Below are 20,919 nucleotides of genomic sequence, written 5' to 3'. Positions count from 1 at the left end.
AAAGAAAATTTTTTCAAGTTCTGATCTTCCTCTCGTATGAACGGTACGAATTTATTCCAATATCTTAGCCAGAAAAAATTGCAAATTCAGGCCAAAGCGAAGGCTACTTCGGAGAGAATCAAAGCAAATCAAAAGAAATAGCCAATTTTCTGTATGAATTTCGGACTGTCGAGGCTCTATCTCTCGACAGTCCTTTCCTTTTTGGTGTTGGTTCGGTACGATTTGACGAAGTTTACCGAATCACCGGTTCCCAGTAGATGCAAGCCGGAATTATTCGATCTGCGTAGACTGTTGTTGCCCAGTGAGAACCGTACCGGTATATGGCACTTCATTCACATGTTCTAAAGGCTTTCTAGCAGTCTTGGGCGCAAACATTCCGATGTCGAGGATGATGATGACCATCGCGGCGGCAACCACCGTGAACATCGCAGTAGCACCGTATAGTTTAAGAACGGGCAATAGGACAAATGGCATGAGACCGCTTGTCAACCGGCTCAAACTGTACGCGGTTCCGGCCGCTGTAGCCCGCGCGAATGTAGGGAAGATCTCTGCCTGAAAAATATGAAACGCATTCGAGAAAATGTTGCTTACAAGTGTATACAGAACACCGAAAGTGATGATCGTTTCAGCAGATCCGGCCATGCCAAATGATAATCCAAATACCCCCATCAGAAATGCCGATGAGACAATTAACCATTTGCGGTCGACGCGTTCCACCACAAGCAAAGATAAAAGCGAACCCAGTGGATAACCTAAGTAGGATAAAGCGGTATATTGGAGGGAATTAATGACCGTGTACCCTTTAGCTGCCAGAATGATGGGCACGAGTGAACCAAATCCGTAATAACCGATCGTTTGCATAATCTGAAACACCCATAACATCATCGTCCGTCCAATATACTCACGGGTGAACAGCAATCGAAACGGAAACAGGCCACTGACCTTTATCGGAACATCTTCCACATCGGGTAAGGTACCATGCGTACGAATGGCATCTTCTTCAAATTTGCTCGCAAGTTCCCGCGCTTCCTCAACTCTGCCGACAGACTCCAACCAACGGGGAGATTCGGGAAGGTCTCGACGCAAAAACCAGACGATAAACGCTCCAAGACTCCCAATGACGAATAACCACCTCCAACCGTCGATTCCGAACGGTTGAACGGGAACCAGACCGCGACCCAAAAATCCGACAACAGGAACCGCGAAAAGCTGATCGTATAGGCCCAAGCGATATACCTGCCGCGATGGGAAGACGGCAATAATTCGCTCAGATAGGTGTCACTAAGAGGGGTTTCCGCCCCGAGTCCCAGACCGGCCAGGAAACGAAAGATGATCAAACTCCCCACGCTGTCACTAAACGCTCCAAATAATGTGAAAAACGAATAAATCGCAAGATTCAACAAATATGCCTTCTTGCGACCGATTTTGTCCGCCATTCTCCCGAGAATGATCGCACCTAGAAACATGCCGAGAAAACTCGAACCAACCAATAAAGGCAATTCTTTCTGATTGACGCCAAACTGCTTGGCGAGAACAGTACCGAGTACTCCCGAAAGAAAAATATCATAAATATCAAAGAAAAGTCCGATACCGATCAAAATCGTCGCTTTTCTATGAATGCCGCTGATCGGTAAGCGGTTTAAACGAGCGGCCACTGTTACTTCTTTCATCGTCGTACCTCCTTCAGTTTTCATGTTCAATCTGCCACTCCGATAACCCCTTGTTTCTGCAAATTCTCGATGTGTTCATCGTCATAGCCCAATTCTTTCAATACACTCCGAGTATCCAATCCACATGGCGGGCCTGCATGTTTGATCGATCCCGGCGTATTACTCATCTTCGGAACGATACCCGGCATGACCAAATCACCAATCCGTTCATCTTTTACCGTTACGAACATGTCTCTCGCTTTATAGTGAGGATCGGCATAAATATCAGCGATGCTATAAATGGGGCCTGCAGGAACTCCTGCACGATCAAGGATTTCAACAATCTCTTGCAAGGTATGACACGTTGTCCATGATTGGATGATTTCGTCAAGCATGTCGGCCACCCTGACCCGCCCCGGATTGTCCTGAAGACGGGGATCGTTTGCAAGGTCTTCTCTTCCTATCGTCGTCATCAAACGTTTGAATAGAGAGTCGCTGTTCGCACCGATCGCTACCCATTTTCCGTCAGACGTCGGATATACGTTTGATGGTGCGAGCGCCGCCGGTTGATTTCCGTTTCTCTCACGTACGCGCCCGGCGTGTACATACTCAGGGAGTATTCCTTCCAACATGCTAAAAACAGCTTCATAAAGGGCGACATCAACCACCTGTCCTTCACCGGATTTTCTCGCATCCCGGTGATACAGCGCGAGCAATGTACCGATGACTGCATATAGTGCGGCGACCGAATCGCCCAGAGATAACCCTACCCTCACTGGCGGACGATCGGGAAAACCGGTGACATACCTCCAACCGCCCATCGATTCCGCAATATTTCCAAATCCGGGTCGATCCCTATACGGGCCAGTTTGCCCGAATCCGCTTACACCTGTAATAATCAAACGCGGATTGATTTGTTTCAGTTGGTCATGTGAAAGATTCCATTTTTCCAGCGTACCCGGCTTGAAATTTTCTACCACTGCATCCGCCGTACGTATCAGCTCGCGCACGATCTTTTGCCCTTCATGATCGCGAAGGTTAACTGCAATCGATTTCTTATTTCTCTGTTGAATCATGCTCCAATAGGAATCCATTCCTTCCGGTCCGATCCCCCACTGGCGCAATTGGTCTCCGCCCAGTGATTCCACTTTGATCACTTCCGCTCCAAAATCGGCGAGTAATCGCGTTGCAAACGGCCCAGCGATAAAAGACCCCAGTTCAATGATTCGTACACCTTCCAATGGTCGGCCCATACGAAACTCTCCTTTCCTAAAACGATTGGAAAAATACATTCGTTAATTTTTTAAATATAATGATCATTATATACTAATAATGAAATCATATAATACATAATATTTCTACTATAATAACAAAAATATATTCTTAAATACCGAAAACAAAACCACCTTGGTGGCGGTTTTGTTTTGTAAAAATTCGCCCCTCTGAAGGTACGATCCGATCATAACAATTTTCTTACGGGGAATATTAGAACCATCACTTGTCTACCGGAGGACGCCGTATGTATGAGACGAAAGAAAATCTGATTGAATCAATCGTCGAATTGATCAACGAACACTTTGACATGCAGATCGTTTTAGGAGAAAACGATTTACCGATCGTTGAATCTGCACGTGAAAAAACGAACAGTTCACTCACTAATTTTCTAAACGATTTTATCAATCGAGTGGACAGTTCTGATTTGAAAGGAACTCTAAACTACTACTTTGGCAATGAATTGGACTTCGATACCCCCGAAGAATTCCATCGGTACTAACCTTGAGGTGGACATCATGGAACATGATTATAAACGTATGTCGACAGAGGAGTTGGAAGAGTTAAGCCGACAAAATGATCGTGAAAATTTTGCCATCCTGCAAGAATTGATTCGAAGAGGATGGGGAAGAGACATCCCGGATACAATGGAGGATTCCGATATGCATTTGACGGAAGACGACTTTTAATTGGAATATGAAAGGACCTTCGGAGAGAAGGTCCTTTTCATCTGTTTGGATACTTAAAAGCAACTATATACAGGAAGATTAGGATGAGCAATGGGATTACACCTAAGATCGTCCATAGAACAATCAATTGCGTTGTCATGACTCTGACTCCTTCATGTTCATTTTGAGTTAGTGTTCCCTTGCTCCTCATATTTCATGTCTCAAATACCGTCCAATCCAATGGTTACTCGGATCGACGGTCAACATCGATTGGCTCTTCTCTCTTTCCATCGATTCGATTTTGTTTCCTGACACGTATTGCTAATTTCATATGTTCCGCGATAATCTTCTGTTTCCATTGTTCGATGGGACATGAAACGCATTCGAGAAAGAGTCCTGCCTGCCTGAACGAACACCAATCGCAAATTTGCTTTTCGTAATAATCAACCGCTTCTGTAGCGTTCATATTGGGATCAGTCCGTTCAGGAAGATGACTTGACTTTGTATGTTCTCTACCGTTTCAAATCTTCTCATTCTGTTTCAAATCCCCTTTCATGCAAATTTCGATTTACTTACTGCATCGACATTCCACATCTCATGCATCCATTGAAAACTTTTCCAAATATATGTTTCCATAACGTGAACATCATATTTTATTTGCCAAGAGGTAAAATAAGAGCATTCGACTACACTTTCCTTTGTAACGATTCGTTACTATTCTGTTCAAAAAAAAGCGTCCAATCAAAACCAAGAACGGCTGCGATACGTTTCGCAACATCAACGCTTGGCCGTCTATTGCCGTTTTCAATCATTGTGTAATAATGCCGAGTAATTTTAGACTGAACAGCAACAGCTTCATGGGTCATGTTTTTTTCTTTCCGAATATTTTCAAGCCACTTGTGATTCACTTATCTTCACCTCCGTAACGATACGTTACATCTATTATAAGTCACAGAATGTTACCTAAACAAGGGATACAGTAACTTTTTGATACATTTCTTTTTCGTCACGAATTGTTACGGTATTCTAAGGATAGCGCTGGAGGTGAGAAGGATGATAGGCCAACGTTTACGCGGTTTGAGGGAAAAACGTAATTTAACACAAGAACAAGTGGCGAAAATTCTTGGCATTACAAGACCTGCCTATACACAATATGAAACCGGTAAACGCGAACCCGATCCTGAAACTCTGGCAAAACTCGCTGAAATCTATCAAGTAACAACTGATTACCTCATAAAAGGAACGAACGATCCCGCACAAAAACGATCGATATTGAACGATGTCATAGAGAATCTTACGCCAGAAGAAGTTGAACAACTGAGAACCCTTTTGCAGGAAGAAGTCGCGTTTAAAGAACTCCTTTCCTCACCAACCGAGACGATAAAAGATTTTCTTCGAGCTTGGACGATCATGCAAAAGATGAATAAAGGGAAAACGAAATAATCCCCAAGAATAACTTCCCACATAAGAATAGCCCATCCGGGCTTTTTATTTCACATGAGTTAACGAACATATGTTTGCTGCGAGCGGTAGGAGGGGTTAGAATTGAATTCAATTCCGCTGACTCGTCTTGAATCTTTGGTTGATGAACTGTTACACAAACTGGACATTCAGAATGCAAGTCAAATCGATCTTGAGTACATTGCATCCTCTCTTGGAGTCGGTTTTACATATGCCTCGTGCAAAAGTATGGCTTTTCTTGAAAAGAGATTCGTCATTATAGATGAACGTTTACAACCACTTGAACAACGTGAAGACTTTGCTCATGAATTGTGTCATATATTAATTCACACTGGATCTCAACTGAACCTCCCCGATATGTTGATCAAATTACAAGAAGCGCAAGCAAACAAAATGGCGATGCACTTACTAGTCCCTACTCGTTTTCTTATAGAGGTGATTGAGTCGGGACTGCATCATCATGTAACCCTTTCCTATCACTTTCGTGTAACTCCTTTCTTTATGAAACGCCGTTTGGAAATTTTCAAACAGAAATTGCAGCAAATTCAATATCAAAAACGATTGACCTCCACTTTGGCGCACCCTCCTACATTCAGAAGAGAAGATTCATGTGTGTGACGGATGGAACCAAAACAAACGAAAAGCTCTCCTCTTCGCAAGGAGAGCTTGTTTCTTCATTGCTGTTGTTTTGATTATGCCACCGACTTCTTCGTCAATTGCATATCTTCAGCGCGCATCTTTGACTCATCAAATTCTTTTTCCCACTTCGCGACAACGATCGTAGCCGCCGCATTGCCGATCAGGTTGACGAGCGCACGCGCCATCGAAAGGAAACGGTCAACCCCAATGATCAAAGCAAGCCCTTCCACAGGCACGACGTGTGTCGCCGCAAGCGTGGCCGCCAGTGTGATAAACCCTCCGCCTGTTACCGCAGCGGCACCTTTTGATGTGAGCATCAAGATCGCGATGATCGTCAACTGGTGCATCAAATCCAGATGAATCCCATAAATCTGCGCGATAAAGACCGCCGCGATCGACAAGTAGATCGATGTTCCGTCCAGATTGAATGAATAACCTGTCGGAACCACCAGGCCTACCACGCTCTTGGAACAACCGTAACGTTCCATCTTCTCCATAAGATTGGGCAACACCGACTCGGAGGAGGAAGTTCCGAGAACGACCACGATCTCTTCCTTGATATATTTGATCAGACGCCAGATACTAAACCCATACATTTTCGCGACCGTTCCAAGAACGACAACGATAAAAATGACCATCGTCAAATAGACGACACCGACCAGTTCAGCGAGAGGCTTTAACGTATGAATCCCAAACTTCCCGATTGTATATGACATCGCCCCGAATACGCCGAAAGGAGATAGCTTCATAATCATATCGACGAGTTTAAACATCGCTTCCGATACACGTTCGAAAAACGAAATCACTGGTTTACCACGTTCGCCGAGCGTTGACAGAGCAAGTCCAAAAAGTGTGGAAAAGAAGAGTACTTGCAACATGTCCCCTTTTGCCAAAGAATCGACGATATTTGTCGGCACGATATTGACGAGAAAATCGACTGCAGACAAGTGGGACGCGCCCTGGGTGTATTTCGAAATATCCCCTTTGCTCAAATGACTCAAATCCAAACCAGTTCCCGGTTGCAGGACATTGACCGCAACCAAGCCGATCAAGAGCGCGAAAGTTGTAACGATTTCAAAGTATAAAATCGCTTTTCCCCCGATCTTCCCTATTTTCTTGACATCCCCCATCCCCGCGATACCGACGGTGATGATAGAGAAGAGAAGAGGTGTAATCACCATTTTGATCATATTGATAAAGACATCACTGAGTACCTGGAACTTCGCTGCTAAAGAAGGATCAATCAGACCGAATAGGATACCGAGAATAGCAGCGATCAATACTTGAATAGCCAATGAACTGCGTTTCATTTCGACCCTCCATCTATGGTGAAAACTCTTTCATAATCATTAGCGTATCGAAGTGTTCATAAATCTGTCAAAAGCAGTATTTCAATTTCCTCACTACATGGTGTCTACTTTTCAGTCGATTGTTTCCGTTTTCATGGTATTATGTCGATTTCTTTCGATTTTTGTAAATCAGATAGATATTTAGGAGCAGGCGCTGAACTTTGGTGAAAAAAATCCCTGCATCGAAAAAGCTCACGGCTTGAGCGTGAGCTTTTCGTTATGGAATCATCCAAGAAAATACACTGTATTGCAAATACGTAATGACACAAATCGAAAGAACCAAAATGATACTATGCTTGACAGTAAAGAGAAACAACTTGGATTCATTACCAGGCATCCCCACTGCGGCACAAGCAACCGCAATGGATTGCGGGGAAATCATTTTTCCCATAACCCCTCCACTACAGTTTGCCGCCACCGCTAACACCGGTTTCATTCCTACACTCGTTGCCGACACCTTCTGCAAGTTTCCGAATAGCAAATTGGAAGATGTATCTGATCCGGTAATAAAGACCCCTAACCAACCTAAGATGGGGGAAACGAACGGGAACAAAGCTCCTGTTGATGCAACCGCTTTACCTAAAGTTACACTCATTCCCGAAGCATTCGTTATATAGGCAAATCCAACGACAGAACAAATTGTTAAAATTGGGAACTTCAATTCGCTGATGGTTTCCCCAAAGGTAAGGAACCAATCTTTCCAGGAAATGCTTAACATGAATTTAGTCACAAGAGCTGCCAGTAAGACTGCCGTTCCTGCTGCTCCTAAGAGTTCAAGTTTGAATACGGCAGCGACTGGTTTTCCATTGGATATCACGAGATTATGAAGACCTGGAACAGCCGGATGAAAACTCAACGCTTTCCCAATACTATTCATGGCAACTAAGAATCCATTGGATCCTTTGTAATTACCGATCAAGGCATCTTTAAATCCATTGACACCCCAAAGAGTGATAAACAAGGTTAAAACAAGGAAAGGAGACCAAGCTTTAAGAATTTGTCCTCCCGTATAACGTTCAGCGGTTGCAGCTACTTCAACTATCCCCCCCTCTTGCTGCTGAAAACGATGAATGTGTTTAGGCTTCCAAACTTTCAAGAAGACCGTCGTACAGATCATTGAAACCAACGCCGAAAGGATATCGGGCAATTCCGGGCCTAAAAAGTTAGAAGATAGAAATTGTGAAAGTCCGAAAGAAATCCCAGTCACTAAGATTGCAGGAAGCACTTCTTTTGTTTTTTTCCAACCTACCATCACAAAAACCATGTAGAATGGGATCAATAAAGAAATGAACGGCAATTGGCGTCCAATCATTTTGGAAATATCCATAGCAGGAAGACCCGTTGGTCCAGCGACAGCGATAACCGGTATTCCAATCGATCCAAAGGCAACCGGCGCCGTATCCGCGAACAAACACAATCCAGCAGCATAAAGCGGATTAAAACCTAGACCGACGAGCAAAGAAGCACAAATGGCTACAGGGGTTCCAAAACCAGCAGCTCCTTCTAAAAAGGCCCCGAAACAAAAAGCGATGAGAAGAGCTTGTAAACGAGTGTCTTCTGTAATGGAAACAATCGAGGAACGGATAATATGAAATTGACCGGTTTTTACTGTTAATTTATACAAAAAGACAGTCGTTATGATAATCCATGCAATCGGTGTTAACCCATAGACGGCTCCTTGTACCCCGGACATGATTGCCATCGTCACAGGCATTTTATAAACTACCACAGCGATCATCAAAGAAATGATCAAAGTCAGTACTCCGGCATAAATTCCTTTCATCCGCTTGATGGCTAAAGCCCAAAAAAAGAAAAGCGTGGGAACGATAGCAACCAAAGCTGACCACCCCAGACTTCCTCCGACAGGGGTAAAATTTTGGGTCCATGTCATACTTTTCACCTCATCTCTGATTTTTTGGAAGCGATTACAACAATGCTATTATTCCTTATAAAACGTGACCTAACTTTTTAACACTTTCCCTCCTTTTTCTTTTGAATTATAAAAAATCAAAAAACTAAATTCATCATCTTATAAGGTCATCTGATGAATTTGTGCTCGTTTTGTATTATATGGACATCTTGGAAAATAAGCAAGTGCTTTGCGAATTTTTATATGATTTTTTCTACTTATGATTATTCTGTTTAGTTAGGTAGAAAAGTCATTTCTTGTTCCTGTATCCAGCTACTTTTTAGTCTATACAAATTTTTCGGAATATGATATTGAGTAAATAGATTACATTCATCTGATGATCTGCTAAATTGGATGAAAATGGGGGCGGCTCTATGTTGGACACTAAACAGGAAAAGAAGATCACACCAGAAATCAAAAAACAACTCGTATCCATAGTGGGTGAAAAATGGTATTTGGATAGTCCCAATGAATTATATGCGTATTCGTATGATGCGACACCGATTTTTCAGTCCATGCCTGAAGCCGTCATCATGCCTGCAAATACACAAGAAGTATCCGCTCTATTAAAGATCGCCAATGAACACCGGATTCCGATTATTCCTCGAGGCTCAGGTACCAATCTTGCGGCAAGTACAATACCGGTATGCGGCGGCATCGTCTTAAATATGAATCGTTTCAATCAAATTTATGAAATTGATCAAAAAAATTTAACCGTTACGGTAGGGCCCGGTGTGGTGACTGCTGATCTGCACAAAGCCGTGGAAGCCGTGGGACTCTTCTATCCTCCCGATCCGGGAAGTATGAGAATCTCCACTGTCGGCGGGAACCTGGCCCAGTGTGCGGGAGGAATGAGGGGTCTCAAATACGGAGTCACCAAAGATTACGTGATGGGGCTTGAATATGTGTTGCCGTCAGGAGAAGTATTGCGTTGCGGTGGAAAAAACGTCAAGGATGTGGCGGGGTATGATATGACAAGGCTTTTGGTCGGTTCCGAGGGAACCCTGGCAGTGATCACGGAAATTACCCTGAAGCTTCTCCCTCTGCCAGAGACCAAACGAACATTGGTTGCCTATTTTACCAACCTGGTAGATGCGGCAAGGACGGTAGAGAAAGTAATTGCCTCCAAAATCATTCCGGCCACCATGGAGTTCCTGGATCAGGGAACCATGAAGGTTGTCGACGATTTTGCCAAACTCGGATTGCCCTTGGACATGAAATCGATGCTTCTCATTGAACAGGATGGACCCGAAGACCTGGTTGTCCGCGATATCGGTAAAATCGCCGAAATCGCCCGAGAGCAAGGAGCCGCACAGGTACAAGTGGCGCAGACGATGGAAGAGGGTGCGAAGCTCTTGGCAGCCAGACGTGCGGCTTTATCCGCTTTATCCCGCTTAAAACCGACAACGATTCTGGAAGATGCGACTGTACCGCGTTCCAGACTTGCCGAGATCGTAGAAGATATCGAACGCATTGCAGAAAAATACCAGGTACAAATTTGTACTTTTGGCCATGCGGGAGATGGAAATCTTCACCCGACCTGTCTGACTGATGAAAGGAACCGGGAGGAAATTCGGCGGGTGGAGCAGGCTTTTGAGGAGATCTTCCAAGCGGCGCTTCGCCTGGGCGGAACCATCACCGGGGAACATGGTGTAGGAATGGCAAAAATGAACTACTTGCACCTCAAAGTAGGGGATGGCGGGATCGAGCTGATGAAACGGATTAAAGAGGCTTTTGACCCGAATAACATCATGAATCCTGGAAAACTATTTACGAACAGCCAACGCCGCAGATTGGTGGTGAAACAATGAGTACAACTGTTAAAACAATTGAAAATCAACCTGCCTGTACATCTCTCGCGTCGGACGGAACGAAGAATCTCTTGTTGGAAACATTCGATATGGAGGAAATCTTGAACTGTATGCATTGCGGTTTCTGTTTGCCCTCCTGTCCAACCTATCGCCAAACCGGACGGGAATCCTACAGTCCCCGGGGACGGATCGCTTTGATGAAGGGCGTTGCCAAAGAACAACTTCCCATTGATGCGGAATTTGAGAAAAATATGTTCGCCTGTTTGGGGTGCCGCGCCTGTGAAACCGCTTGCCCTGCCGGCGTTCCTTATGGCAGTTTGATAGAAACCGCTCGTGTCGTCGTCGAGCAAAATAAAAAGAAATATAAAAAGCCGCCACTTGTCCGGCGAATGGTATTTAAACATCTCTTTCCCCATCCACAGCGGATCAAGGCATTAGGAACCGCTTTATGGGTCGCACAGGCGAGTGGATTGCAGAAATTCGCCAACAGGACCGGCATGATCCACATGCTTCCCAAGCCCATGGCAGAAATGCAACAAGCGGTGAAAAAAATAGCCTCCCCCTTGGAAAGGAAAAAGCGAAAGCCCGTACTTAATGCGGAGAAAGAGAAGCTCTTTACCGTGGGGCTGTTTACCGGTTGTGTCATGGACGTTATGTTTTATGAGACCAATCAGGCGACGGCGAGGCTATTGAGCAAAGCGGGTTGCGAAGTCGTGTTTGTCGAGAATCAAGCCTGTTGCGGCGCTTTGCACGCACATTCCGGGGAATTGGACGGAGCGATCGAACTGGCCAAACGGAACATTGAGGCCTTCGAAAAAGCAAACGTAGATTATATTGTGAACAATGCCGGGGGATGCGGAGCGGCGTTGAAAGATTACCATCACTGGTTTCATGACGATCCTGAATGGAAAGAACGGGCCATGGCTTTTGTCGCAAAAGTCAGAGATGCCAATGAGTTGCTTGCGGAGTTGCCCCCATTGACTTTCAAACCACTTCATGCACGGGTGACATACCAGGATTCCTGCCATCTGGCCCACGGACAAGGTGTGCGCAACCAACCGCGTCAACTCCTGCGAAGCATTCCCGGCATTGAGTATATAGAACTGGAGAATGCCGACAGTTGCTGCGGCTCAGCGGGGATTTACAATCTGATTCAGTATGAGATGTCGATGCAAATTTTGGATGACAAGATGGAACATGTGAAAAAGACAAAGGCCCAAATCCTTGTGACCTCCAATCCCGGTTGTTTACTGCAAATGCGACAAGGAATCATCCGCGAAGGTCTGCAGGATAAAATGGAAGCAGTTCACATTATGGATCTTCTGGATCGGGTTCTATAGATTTCATCCTTTGATATTCGTATGCAATGTTTTACCGATAATAAATGACCCAAAGTGTTTCGAAGACATCTCCATCACGGAAAGGAGCCGGAGAAAGATCCGGCTCACCCATTACGATCGACGACGCTATTCCGTTATGCCGCTTTTTTTGCTGACCAATCCATGATCCCAATAACCGCCCACAATACGAACGTAACGACCACCATCAGGATAAAGAATCCACCTGCATGAATGAGCAAAGCCATAAACCATACATTGCTCAGAATAAAGTGAGAAGTACGCAAATACTTGTTGCGAACACGCTTATACAACCATCCATAAATGGCTAATCCCAGTAAAAGGATGAAGGCAGCTACTCCTGTGAGAAGTTTTGGATGATGAAGATCCGTGATCAAATAATACCCTCCATGTATGATGATCAGAACCAACGCAATCCAGCCGGTGTACGTATGCAAGGAGTAAATCCTTTTTGACATCTTTTTCAGTGATTGAGAAGGGGAGGTAAGCTTTTTCTTGAATAGAAACCACCAATAACTGAAAACTCCGCAGAAAATTGCAATATTCCCCAAGATGGTGAAATCGAAATGATTCTTTCCTTCCCGAGGAGGTATACCCGTATGTGATCCTGCCGGAGGATGTACACCAGCAGGAGATCCCTGTGGATGGAGTGGCATTGTATAATAAGAGTAGATGACAAGCAAAACGCTAACGAAAGCGACCAATATTGCTGGAATCAAAACACGACGGCCTTGGTTCATAGGAATTTCTCCTTTACTTTTATCGTTATTGCTTCAAGCGTTCCTAATAAAAAATTCAAGTCTCTTCCATTCCATGTAAACTACCTGTTACGTATGTCTAAAGGTATCATCTGCGACTCTTGTAACCCTACTTGCTTCATAGAATCGATTCCATTCTTCTGTTTTCCTGTTTTTCTGCTACTAATAGTTCGTCTATGTAGGCAAGCAAGTCAGCGCGCAACTCCTGACGTGCAAGTGCAAGTTTAATCGTAGCTTGAATGTAACCCAGTTTATCTCCGACATCGTAACGTTCGCCTGCAAGCGGAAGCGCGAGCAGTGAATGATCTTGGCACAATTCTTTCAACGCGTCCGTCAGTTGGATCTCCCCGCCTTTTCCCGGCTTCAAGCGTTCTAAGATCGGAAAGATCGATGGCTTTAAAATATACCTTCCCATCACCGCCAGATTTGACGGTGCTTCTTCCACAGATGGCTTTTCAACAAGATCCTGTACCCATAGCGCTTCCCCCGCGTCTTGCCAAGCATCGGGATGCAGTTTCACAATGCCGTATTTCCGCACATCATGAGGCGCTACCGGTTGGACGCCCACCACTTCTGTATCAAACCTTTCATATATGTCCATCATCTGTCTAAGTGCCGGTTTATCGGAGACCATAATATCATCGCCGAGCAACACGGCAAACGGTTCTTTCCCGATAAATTGCTGAGCACACAAAACCGCATGTCCTAATCCCAAAGGTTCTTTCTGTCGAATGTAATGGATGCTCGCCATCTGTGAAATTTCGCGAACGGTTTTCAGCATCTCTTTTTTTCCGCTTTCTGCGAGTAATTTTTCCAACTCGATGGATTTGTCGAAATGATCTTCAATCGATCGTTTATTCCGTCCCGTCACCACAATGATGCTTTCAATCCCCGATTGTACAGCTTCTTCTACAATGTATTGAATAGCCGGTTTATCGACAATCGGCAGCATTTCTTTCGGTTGGGCTTTCGTGGCTGGCAGAAATCTTGTTCCCAGTCCTGCCGCGGGAATGACTGCTTTTTTAATTTTCATGAAATCCCCTCCCTTGCTTTTTGGTTTTCCGTAAATACCCAACATCGGCTTCCCATAAAGTTCACTACGATGCCGCCCCCTGAAGCCATACACTTGCTCAACCAAAGATTCAAATGATTTACATCATGTAAGATGAAAAGCAGACCGGATGATACCAGTAAGGACAGCCCGTTTACGATGATAAACTTCGCAACCTCCAAGACGTTCGCTTTGCGTGTAACCCGGAACGTCCACGTACGGTTGAGAAAGAAACTGTTCACGACACCGGCTGAATAGGAAAGCATCTGGGAAAACAGGTATGATCCTCCGCCCAGCGTCAGAAGAAAAAAGGTAGTAAAGTCTACTGCCGCATTTCCTACCCCCACGGTACAATACCGCAAGAACTGGACAGCACTGTCCTTATTGTTGAACACTCCAGCTCACCTCTTTTGGCTTGGAATTTTCAACTTTTTGTTTGTTCCGAAGGATATAGAGCGGTCGATTTTTCGTTTCATCGTAAATTCTGCCGACATACTCTCCGAGGATCCCCAAAATGATGAGGATCACGCCGTTTAGCAGCAGGAGGCAGGCAATGAGCGACGCCCATCCAGGAACCGTACTGGTAGTGAATAATTTTAGCCCCAAAGTGATAACGAGATAGATAAAACTTGCGAACGAGATCACAAAACCCAGGTATGTGGCTAATTTCAACGGTTTATAGGAAAAAGATGTGATCGCATCCATCGAGAAGCGAATCATTTTCTTCAGCGGATATTTTGTTTTTCCTGCAAATCGGCATCGATAATCACAATGGCGTCCCCGCGAGCATAATCCATGCCCGCGGTAATCGCGATTTGATGCCCGAAATTTCGCGAGAAATCAAGCAGCTTGACGCACTTGTCCGATTCAGCAAATCCTTCGATGATTTCAGCCGTCCGATCCCGGCTTCCATCATTAACAAACAGCAATTCATACGGTTCACCAATGGACGCCATGACCCTTGTGAGCCGACGATAGGTTTCATGAACAACGGCTTCTTCATTGTAGACAGGAATTACAATAGAATATCGAATAGGCCCATTCATTCTCTCTCCTCCTAATTTTGTTCGTTGATTTTGTATAGTGTCTTCTCCTCGCCCCTCCCCATAGGATCTCCTTGAGAAGTGTCCGATTGCCACTCGGACTTGGGAACCTCCGTGCTGTGCGCGCGTATCCAATCCATCACTTCGCTTCTGCCACCTCTTCCTCCAAAACCGGAGCCGGAAGGGATCAAGAAATATTTCACTTCTCTGTTTTTCACCATTTCTTGCAATTTCTCCACCGTGAGAATGGGATCGGAGCCTGAAAACCCACCCATAGCCATGACAGCTTTTCCCGTTTCAATAATATACGGTGCGGCCGAAGGGGCATCCATGGTCGCAAAAAGGTACTTTTCTCCCGTATTATGTTGGGTTACATATGCAAGCAATTTCGCATTGATACCGGTGTTAGGTCCGTCTCCCATCCTTGATCTTGGGCCGAACCCTTGTTGATTTGGTCCAGCCTGTGGCAACATGCTATTGCCGCCATACAGGATCGGTGTTGCCGCCCAGTACAATGGCGCCACCAGCAATGCCAGCATTCCTGCCATTGCGGCGATGGAGGACAGCTTCTGTTTCTTTGCGGCAAGAATCAATACAAGCGATAAACCGATGCCTGCCGTTCCGATGCCGATCAACCATCCTATACCGATCTGCTTTTGGTAGGGCTGCAGTACATACAGTTCAAAAACTGTAGTAGCCAGAAGGCCCGATGGCAGCAGCCACATTTTCCATCCTTCTTTGTTCCGGTATTGGTTCCAAAGCTCTACCCAGCCAGCTCCAGCGAGCGCCGCTATCGAGGGGGCAAGCATGATCAGATAATAGTGATGGAAGAAACCCGCTACGCTGAAAAACGCCATGGATGGAAGCAACCAGGCCAACCAAAATAAAGTCTCCTGTTGTTTTTCAGTCAGCGGATTCCTTCGGCGAATACCTGCCAGCAAACCGACGCAGGAAAAAGCTACAAAGGGAAGAAGCCAACTGATTTGTCCGGAAAGTTCGGTTTGAAACAGACGAAGCGGACCTGCCTGACCAGTACCGAACGCACCGCCGCCCCCTCGTCCTTGAGGTCCGCCTCCGCCGAATCCGGGCATAGGTCCTTGTTTTCCATTACCGTCCGGAGTGAACCCTTCCGGCCTGTTGTTCCCTTCCTGCTTCATTTGTTGTTGGTTCGGCTTGGGGCCAGGACCCATTCCCCCCCTGTTCATTCCCGTGAGGCGAGAGATCCCGTTATAACCTAATGCAAGCTCTATGACGGAGTTTGTTTGACTGCTTCCGATATAAGGACGATTTTCCTGCGGGATGGAATCGACGACAACAGCCCAAGAAAGGGATACGCCAGCCATGATAACTGTTGACGCTGCGAGGATGGCCAATTTCTTTCTCCACTCACCCTTAAAAGCGAGGAGGTAAAACAAGTAAAAAGCCGGTACGACCATGTACGCTTGAAGCATTTTCATATTAAAGCCGACACCGATCATGGCAAAGGATCCAAGAACCCAAGCCATCTTCTGATTCCGTATTCCCCGGAACAACATCGAGATTGCGAGGAGAAGCGTAAAGACCAATAGGCTGTCAATATTATTCGTTCGGCTCACCGCAGCAGCGATCGGTGTGCATGCCAGAATCAAGCTCGTGAATCGGGCAGCTGTTTTACCGAAAGTAGGCTTGACGAGCGAATACATGAGTAAAACAGAACCGACGCCGGCCAAAGCCTGCGGAAGAATGACGCTCCATCCGTGAACCCCGAAGATATAGGCGAATATCGTCTGGATCCAAAACGCGACCGGCGGTTTATCCACCGTAACGAATCCGGCCGGATCAAAAGAAGCGTAGAAAAAATTGTGAAAGCTCTGCAGCATACTGGTTACGGCTGCCGTGTAATAGGAATTGGCATACTTATCCCTCCATATGTTGTAAATATTCAGGAAAGCGGATAGGAAGGCAATGCCTATCAGGATCCTATCGAAGCGTTGACCTTGTTTCGGTCTCATGAACACGTTCCCCCCTTTATTCATCATGTTTCTTTTACGCGATGGCATTCCCCGTGAGCTATGTGCTTTTTCCTCTTACGATAATAAATCCCCTAGCTGAATTGACCCTTAACGGTAACTGAACGTTGATTGAGTGATAGCTGAACATATGCTGAAAAAGTAGTAGACTCGTAAACAACAAAAACGGCATTCATACACGGGTCAATCGTGCATGAATGCCGTCATTGAGTCGGCCGTTATGATTCATTCGTTTGGAAGCCAAACACAAAATGTGCATCCTTCTCCCTCTTTACTCATAACGCGAATGGTTCCTCCATGAATGTCTACAATGGATTTGGTGATCGATAAACCTAAACCGGCTCCCCCGTATTTGCGCGTTCGGGAGGAATCGCTGCGGTAAAATCGATCAAAGACGTAAGGGAGATGGTTTTCGCTGATCCCCGGTCCGTTATCCTGAACGGACAATTGCACTCCGTTGTTCTTTCTGGACAATGAAATTTGGATATGACCCTTTTCTGGATCCGTATGCTGAACCGCATTATGAAACAGATTCAAAACCACCTGTTTCATTTTATCCGTATCATATTTGCATTTCAGGTCTGGTTCGATCAAAAAGCTCAGCCTTCTGTTACCAGCCAGAATACGAAGCTGCGGTTCCATTTCCCGGATAACGATATCCAACAAGCCTTCCGTAAGCTCAATATGAGGTGTGCTGTCGAGTTTGGCCAAGAGAAGAAGATCATGTACCAATTTATTGAGTCGTTCCGATTCGCTATGCATGCTTTTTAACGCTTTATGCAGTTGATCTGGTTGATTGGCCGCGCCGCGGAGCAATACCTCCAAAAATCCATGAATGGAGGTTAACGGCGTGCGAAGCTCATGAGAGGCGTCCGCTATAAAACGACGCATTTGTTCCTTGGTTTCTCTTTCCGCTTCAAAGGAAGCTTCCAGCCTCTCCAGCATTCCGTTAAAGGATTCCGCCAAACGATCGATTTCCATCTGTCCTTGCCGGGTTGGAAAACGCCTTGCCAAATTCCCCGCATCGATTTGTTCCGCGATTTCTACCATATTGAACAAGGGAACCAACGTTCTTCTAAGTACCGGTAAAAAGCCAAGCAATCCAAAGAACATGGCAATGAGGGAAAGCAGCAAAAAATTGAGCAGTTGACGAATAAGCAGCTCCTTGAGCGGTCTTGTCAAAGTACTTACTTGAACGACGCCAAGCACATGTCCGTGGCCTGAAGCAATCGGTTGTAATACCAATAACTGTTCCTCTCCATCATCTGCATCAATTACTTTGTAGTTCAGACGGGGTTTTTTCTTCAATACATCCAAATACTCTTGCGTATCCAATCTCGGGGGATTCATATGGCCTGGCCCCTTCGACAATACGAAATAGTTACCCTTCCCATCGATAAATGCAAGGTTTGCGTCAGGAATAAAAAAAAACGGCGGTCGCATGTTTCCATGTTCCGAATTTGTACAGAGTTGCTGCCAGGCATCAGGAGGAATCGACATAATCTGACTTTGAATGCTGGCTGCCTTATCTCTGTAAATAACCTCCCGCATAAAAGCATATTGAAGGAGGCCGATGAGAACAAGCAAAACAGCAAGGATCAGCAGGGATCTGGATAATAGCTGAATCCGGAGTGAATGAAGAGCAAAAAATGATTGGAATCGAACGCTTACCTTTTTGTTCATGACAGATCAACCCGGTATCCGGAGCCGCGTATGGTTCGTATTAATTGGTGGTCTTTGTCGTTTAATTTCTCTCGCAGTGAGCTTATATACACTTCAACAATATTTTCCTCTCCCTTGAAATCATATCCCCATACTTTATCCAGAATCATCGTTTTACTTAATACCAACCCATGATTGAAAACTAAAAATTTAAGGAGTTCATACTCTGTTGGGGACAATTCCAGAACGCGGTTTTCGAATCTGATTTCTTTGCGGCGGTCATCTATATGAAACGGCCCGATCACGACTTCCCCAAATAAGTTTGGAAATTGATTTCGGATTCTGGCATAAATCCTGGCCAGCAACTCCTCAAAACTGAACGGTTTTCCCATGTAATCATCGGCCCCAAGCGTAAGACCCTTCACCCGATCATCTACTTCATCCTTGGCTGTCAGCATGATCACCGCCACATTCTCCATTTTTTTGAGCATTCGGCATACTTCGAAACCGTCCATTCCGGGCATCATGACATCAAGTATTGCGACATGCGGGTAAAATTGCTTCAATAGGGTAATGGCTGTCATGCCATCCTGAGCGGTTCGTACTTCAAATCCTTCATTTTGCAAACCGATCTCTAAAAATTGTAATATATTCGGTTCATCATCCACTACTAATATTTTAATTCCCTTTAATTGTTGCATCCCTGACCCACCTTCGTTGTTGTCTTTCTCTTTACGTTGTTATCATTCTTTTTATATTATCATGGTCAGAACTGAAACCGCGCTGAACGGACACTGAAAATTTACTGAAAGTCAGTAGTCTCCATTAATCAGACCCGTCAATTAAGCAGTTAATCGTTCATTCCGATCATCACTTGCTCTCAAAAGGAAGTCTGTCATTCGCTATAGTTCTTGGGTTAGCTTTTGTGGTCGCGTCCCAAAATTTCATTCTGCGATGAAATCTTTCAGGTGATTGATCAACTTACTTGACATACTTACAGTCTTTTATATAAAGTATAAGTATCCCCCCCGGGGGGAGGGGTTCTAAGAGAAGATGTACGGAGTGAGAATTATGTCCTCCCATAAATTACCTGAAGTGATCAGTCGTCTTTCAAAAATTGAAGGACATATCCGCGGAATTAAGAAGATGGCAGAAGAAGGACGTAGTTGTGATGAATTACTTTTACAAATAAGTGCGGTAAAATCAGCCATAAATAATGTAGGAAAGTTGATATTAGAGGATTATTTAGAAGATTGTGTTGTGGAAGGAGTTCGTAAGCAGAACGACCAAGAAACGGTTGAACGTTTGAAAAATGCTTTGAAGAAGTTTATTTAATGGAACTGTGCATGAAAGAGTCTCCATTATAAAAGAAATGAAGACCCCTCCAAATGCTTACGAGAGATCTTCGAAATATTCGGTTATTGGTTCAGTTGTGAATGAGAAGTTAATGGTTTCCTTCGCAAACTTATGAATCCAAAACAGAGAAGCATCAACACGAATAGAATGGCTCCAACGATTTCGAAATCGAGTTCAGCTTCCGGATAGAAGAATGTCAACGCTTCATAAAAAGAAACACCATATGCAAGAGCTACAATTACCCATCCCATCACTCTTGAAGCCGATTGCCCAAGCTTGCTTGATTGGCTGATCATTCGATAGGTTACCCATGAATCGATTGTATCTGTGGTCATCATACCAATCATGAAGGTAAGTCCTAAGATTAAGGGCATATGGCTGCCAGAATTGCCTGTTGCGAGTGCCCAGACAGAGGTTTGACTCACCGTATCAGCTGCCATCGCAAATACGCCGCCAATTAAAATAACGAGAAATGGATTGGTCGTCTCCCTCGCGATCCTCGGAATGAATTTTCCTTTGATTCCACGAAGCTCAAAATCACTTTCAGTAGACTTGGTTCGTATAAGATTTAAGATATTCAAAGTTCCGATCATAAACAATGAAGTAATCGATACCCACGTTACAACCGTATCGAAGTAATCTGGAAACTGAAAATTCTTGATAAACAAGCCGAGAATGACTGCCACACTCGCAACAACAAGTCCATGACCAAATGAGAACAGTGTACCAACCCAACGAGCAATCGGACTATTCATTCGCCAATTGTAACGGGTCAAACCATCGATACACGCCAAATGATCTGCATCCAGTCCATGACGAAGACCTAGTACGAATACAAGAAAGATTAACGATAGAGTTTCCACTCGTGATACCTCCTTGTCGTTCACTTTTGTTCATTGACGTAATATTCCCGAATCTCACTCG

General features: G+C 44.9%; 20 protein-coding genes and 2 pseudogenes. 7 read left to right on the top strand and 15 right to left on the bottom strand.

Annotated elements, in window-relative coordinates:
- Positions 1-270 precede the first annotated feature (270 nt).
- From DNHGIG_RS09900 to DNHGIG_RS09890, 3 genes and pseudogenes are all read right to left on the bottom strand, one after another.
- The gene (locus DNHGIG_RS09900; protein ID WP_282199482.1) at positions 271-1,086 is read right to left on the bottom strand and encodes an MFS transporter; all 816 of its coding nucleotides are present in this window, start codon (positions 1,084-1,086) and stop codon (positions 271-273) included.
- A 185-nt stretch (positions 1,087-1,271) separates the two neighbouring features.
- A pseudogene (locus DNHGIG_RS09895) lies at positions 1,272-1,670 on the bottom strand (MFS transporter); the annotation flags it as partial.
- Positions 1,671-1,696: 26 nt separating this feature from the next.
- On the bottom strand, positions 1,697-2,902 hold the full coding sequence (locus DNHGIG_RS09890) for a CaiB/BaiF CoA transferase family protein (protein WP_282199481.1): 1,206 nt from the start codon (positions 2,900-2,902) through the stop codon (positions 1,697-1,699).
- Positions 2,903-3,168: 266 nt separating this feature from the next.
- Here DNHGIG_RS09890 and DNHGIG_RS09885 point away from each other — a divergent pair, with 266 nt between their 5' ends.
- Positions 3,169-3,423: a hypothetical protein gene (locus DNHGIG_RS09885; protein ID WP_282199480.1), complete on the top strand. Its 255-nt coding sequence runs from the start codon at positions 3,169-3,171 to the stop codon at positions 3,421-3,423.
- A gap of 16 nt (positions 3,424-3,439) precedes the next feature.
- Complete coding sequence (locus DNHGIG_RS09880; protein WP_282199479.1) at positions 3,440-3,610, top strand: hypothetical protein; 171 nt, start codon at positions 3,440-3,442, stop codon at positions 3,608-3,610.
- Between the two features lie 223 nt (positions 3,611-3,833).
- Here the strand turns inward: DNHGIG_RS09880 and DNHGIG_RS09875 are convergent, their stop codons facing one another.
- Complete coding sequence (locus tag DNHGIG_RS09875; RefSeq protein ID WP_282199478.1) at positions 3,834-4,055, bottom strand: hypothetical protein; 222 nt, start codon at positions 4,053-4,055, stop codon at positions 3,834-3,836.
- A gap of 220 nt (positions 4,056-4,275) precedes the next feature.
- Complete coding sequence (locus DNHGIG_RS09870; RefSeq protein ID WP_282199477.1) at positions 4,276-4,497, bottom strand: helix-turn-helix transcriptional regulator; 222 nt, start codon at positions 4,495-4,497, stop codon at positions 4,276-4,278.
- Positions 4,498-4,642: 145 nt separating this feature from the next.
- Between DNHGIG_RS09870 and DNHGIG_RS09865 the strand changes: the two genes are divergently transcribed.
- Together DNHGIG_RS09865 and DNHGIG_RS09860 are read left to right on the top strand one after the other, a co-directional pair.
- On the top strand, positions 4,643-5,032 hold the full coding sequence (locus DNHGIG_RS09865; RefSeq protein ID WP_282199476.1) for a helix-turn-helix domain-containing protein: 390 nt from the start codon (positions 4,643-4,645) through the stop codon (positions 5,030-5,032).
- Positions 5,033-5,134: 102 nt separating this feature from the next.
- Positions 5,135-5,668, top strand: a complete 534-nt coding sequence (locus tag DNHGIG_RS09860; RefSeq protein WP_282199475.1) for an ImmA/IrrE family metallo-endopeptidase — start codon at positions 5,135-5,137, stop codon at positions 5,666-5,668.
- 74 nt (positions 5,669-5,742) lie between these two features.
- On the opposite strand, the gene dctA is transcribed toward DNHGIG_RS09860, so the two are convergent.
- Together dctA and DNHGIG_RS09850 are read right to left on the bottom strand one after the other, a co-directional pair.
- A complete protein-coding gene (dctA, locus tag DNHGIG_RS09855) occupies positions 5,743-6,999 on the bottom strand; it encodes a C4-dicarboxylate transporter DctA (RefSeq protein WP_282199474.1) in 1,257 nt (418 codons plus the stop codon).
- A gap of 256 nt (positions 7,000-7,255) precedes the next feature.
- Complete coding sequence (locus tag DNHGIG_RS09850; RefSeq protein WP_282199473.1) at positions 7,256-8,929, bottom strand: L-lactate permease; 1,674 nt, start codon at positions 8,927-8,929, stop codon at positions 7,256-7,258.
- A 392-nt stretch (positions 8,930-9,321) separates the two neighbouring features.
- Here DNHGIG_RS09850 and DNHGIG_RS09845 point away from each other — a divergent pair, with 392 nt between their 5' ends.
- Positions 9,322-10,758 (top strand): FAD-binding oxidoreductase, encoded by a 1,437-nt coding sequence (locus DNHGIG_RS09845; protein WP_282199472.1) that lies wholly within the window; start codon positions 9,322-9,324, stop codon positions 10,756-10,758.
- Between the two features lie 89 nt (positions 10,759-10,847).
- Positions 10,848-12,098 (top strand): (Fe-S)-binding protein, encoded by a 1,251-nt coding sequence (locus DNHGIG_RS09840; RefSeq protein ID WP_282201400.1) that lies wholly within the window; start codon positions 10,848-10,850, stop codon positions 12,096-12,098.
- A gap of 134 nt (positions 12,099-12,232) precedes the next feature.
- Here DNHGIG_RS09840 and DNHGIG_RS09835 read toward each other — a convergent pair whose 3' ends face one another.
- From DNHGIG_RS09835 to DNHGIG_RS09805, 7 genes and pseudogenes are all read right to left on the bottom strand, one after another.
- Entirely contained in the window at positions 12,233-12,856 is a 624-nt protein-coding gene (locus DNHGIG_RS09835) for a hypothetical protein (protein WP_282199471.1), read from the bottom strand.
- Between the two features lie 136 nt (positions 12,857-12,992).
- Positions 12,993-13,907 carry a UTP--glucose-1-phosphate uridylyltransferase GalU gene (galU, locus tag DNHGIG_RS09830; RefSeq protein ID WP_282199470.1) on the bottom strand — a complete coding sequence of 305 codons (915 nt, stop codon included), beginning with the start codon at positions 13,905-13,907 and terminating at the stop codon, positions 12,993-12,995.
- Positions 13,904-14,320 carry a GtrA family protein gene (locus DNHGIG_RS09825; RefSeq protein WP_282199469.1) on the bottom strand — a complete coding sequence of 139 codons (417 nt, stop codon included), beginning with the start codon at positions 14,318-14,320 and terminating at the stop codon, positions 13,904-13,906. Before DNHGIG_RS09825 ends, galU begins: the two co-directional genes overlap by 4 nt.
- Positions 14,307-14,971: pseudogene (locus DNHGIG_RS09820) on the bottom strand (glycosyltransferase). Before DNHGIG_RS09820 ends, DNHGIG_RS09825 begins: the two are co-directional and overlap by 14 nt.
- 11 nt (positions 14,972-14,982) lie before the next feature.
- Positions 14,983-16,959 (bottom strand): glycosyltransferase family 39 protein, encoded by a 1,977-nt coding sequence (locus DNHGIG_RS09815; protein ID WP_282199468.1) that lies wholly within the window; start codon positions 16,957-16,959, stop codon positions 14,983-14,985.
- A 243-nt stretch (positions 16,960-17,202) separates the two neighbouring features.
- The gene (locus DNHGIG_RS09810) at positions 17,203-18,660 is read right to left on the bottom strand and encodes a sensor histidine kinase (RefSeq protein ID WP_282199467.1); all 1,458 of its coding nucleotides are present in this window, start codon (positions 18,658-18,660) and stop codon (positions 17,203-17,205) included.
- Positions 18,657-19,340 (bottom strand): response regulator transcription factor, encoded by a 684-nt coding sequence (locus DNHGIG_RS09805; protein ID WP_282199466.1) that lies wholly within the window; start codon positions 19,338-19,340, stop codon positions 18,657-18,659. Before DNHGIG_RS09805 ends, DNHGIG_RS09810 begins: the two co-directional genes overlap by 4 nt.
- 370 nt (positions 19,341-19,710) lie before the next feature.
- Here DNHGIG_RS09805 and DNHGIG_RS09800 point away from each other — a divergent pair, with 370 nt between their 5' ends.
- Positions 19,711-19,974, top strand: a complete 264-nt coding sequence (locus tag DNHGIG_RS09800) for a metal-sensing transcriptional repressor (RefSeq protein ID WP_282199465.1) — start codon at positions 19,711-19,713, stop codon at positions 19,972-19,974.
- Between the two features lie 83 nt (positions 19,975-20,057).
- Here DNHGIG_RS09800 and DNHGIG_RS09795 read toward each other — a convergent pair whose 3' ends face one another.
- A complete protein-coding gene (locus DNHGIG_RS09795) occupies positions 20,058-20,858 on the bottom strand; it encodes a HoxN/HupN/NixA family nickel/cobalt transporter (RefSeq protein WP_282199464.1) in 801 nt (266 codons plus the stop codon).
- Positions 20,859-20,919 lie beyond the last annotated feature (61 nt).

The organism is Collibacillus ludicampi (assembly GCF_023705585.1).
GTDB classification, from domain to species: domain Bacteria; phylum Bacillota; class Bacilli; order Tumebacillales; family BOQE01; genus Collibacillus; species Collibacillus ludicampi.
This window is presented reverse-complemented; position numbering and strand designations above follow the sequence as displayed.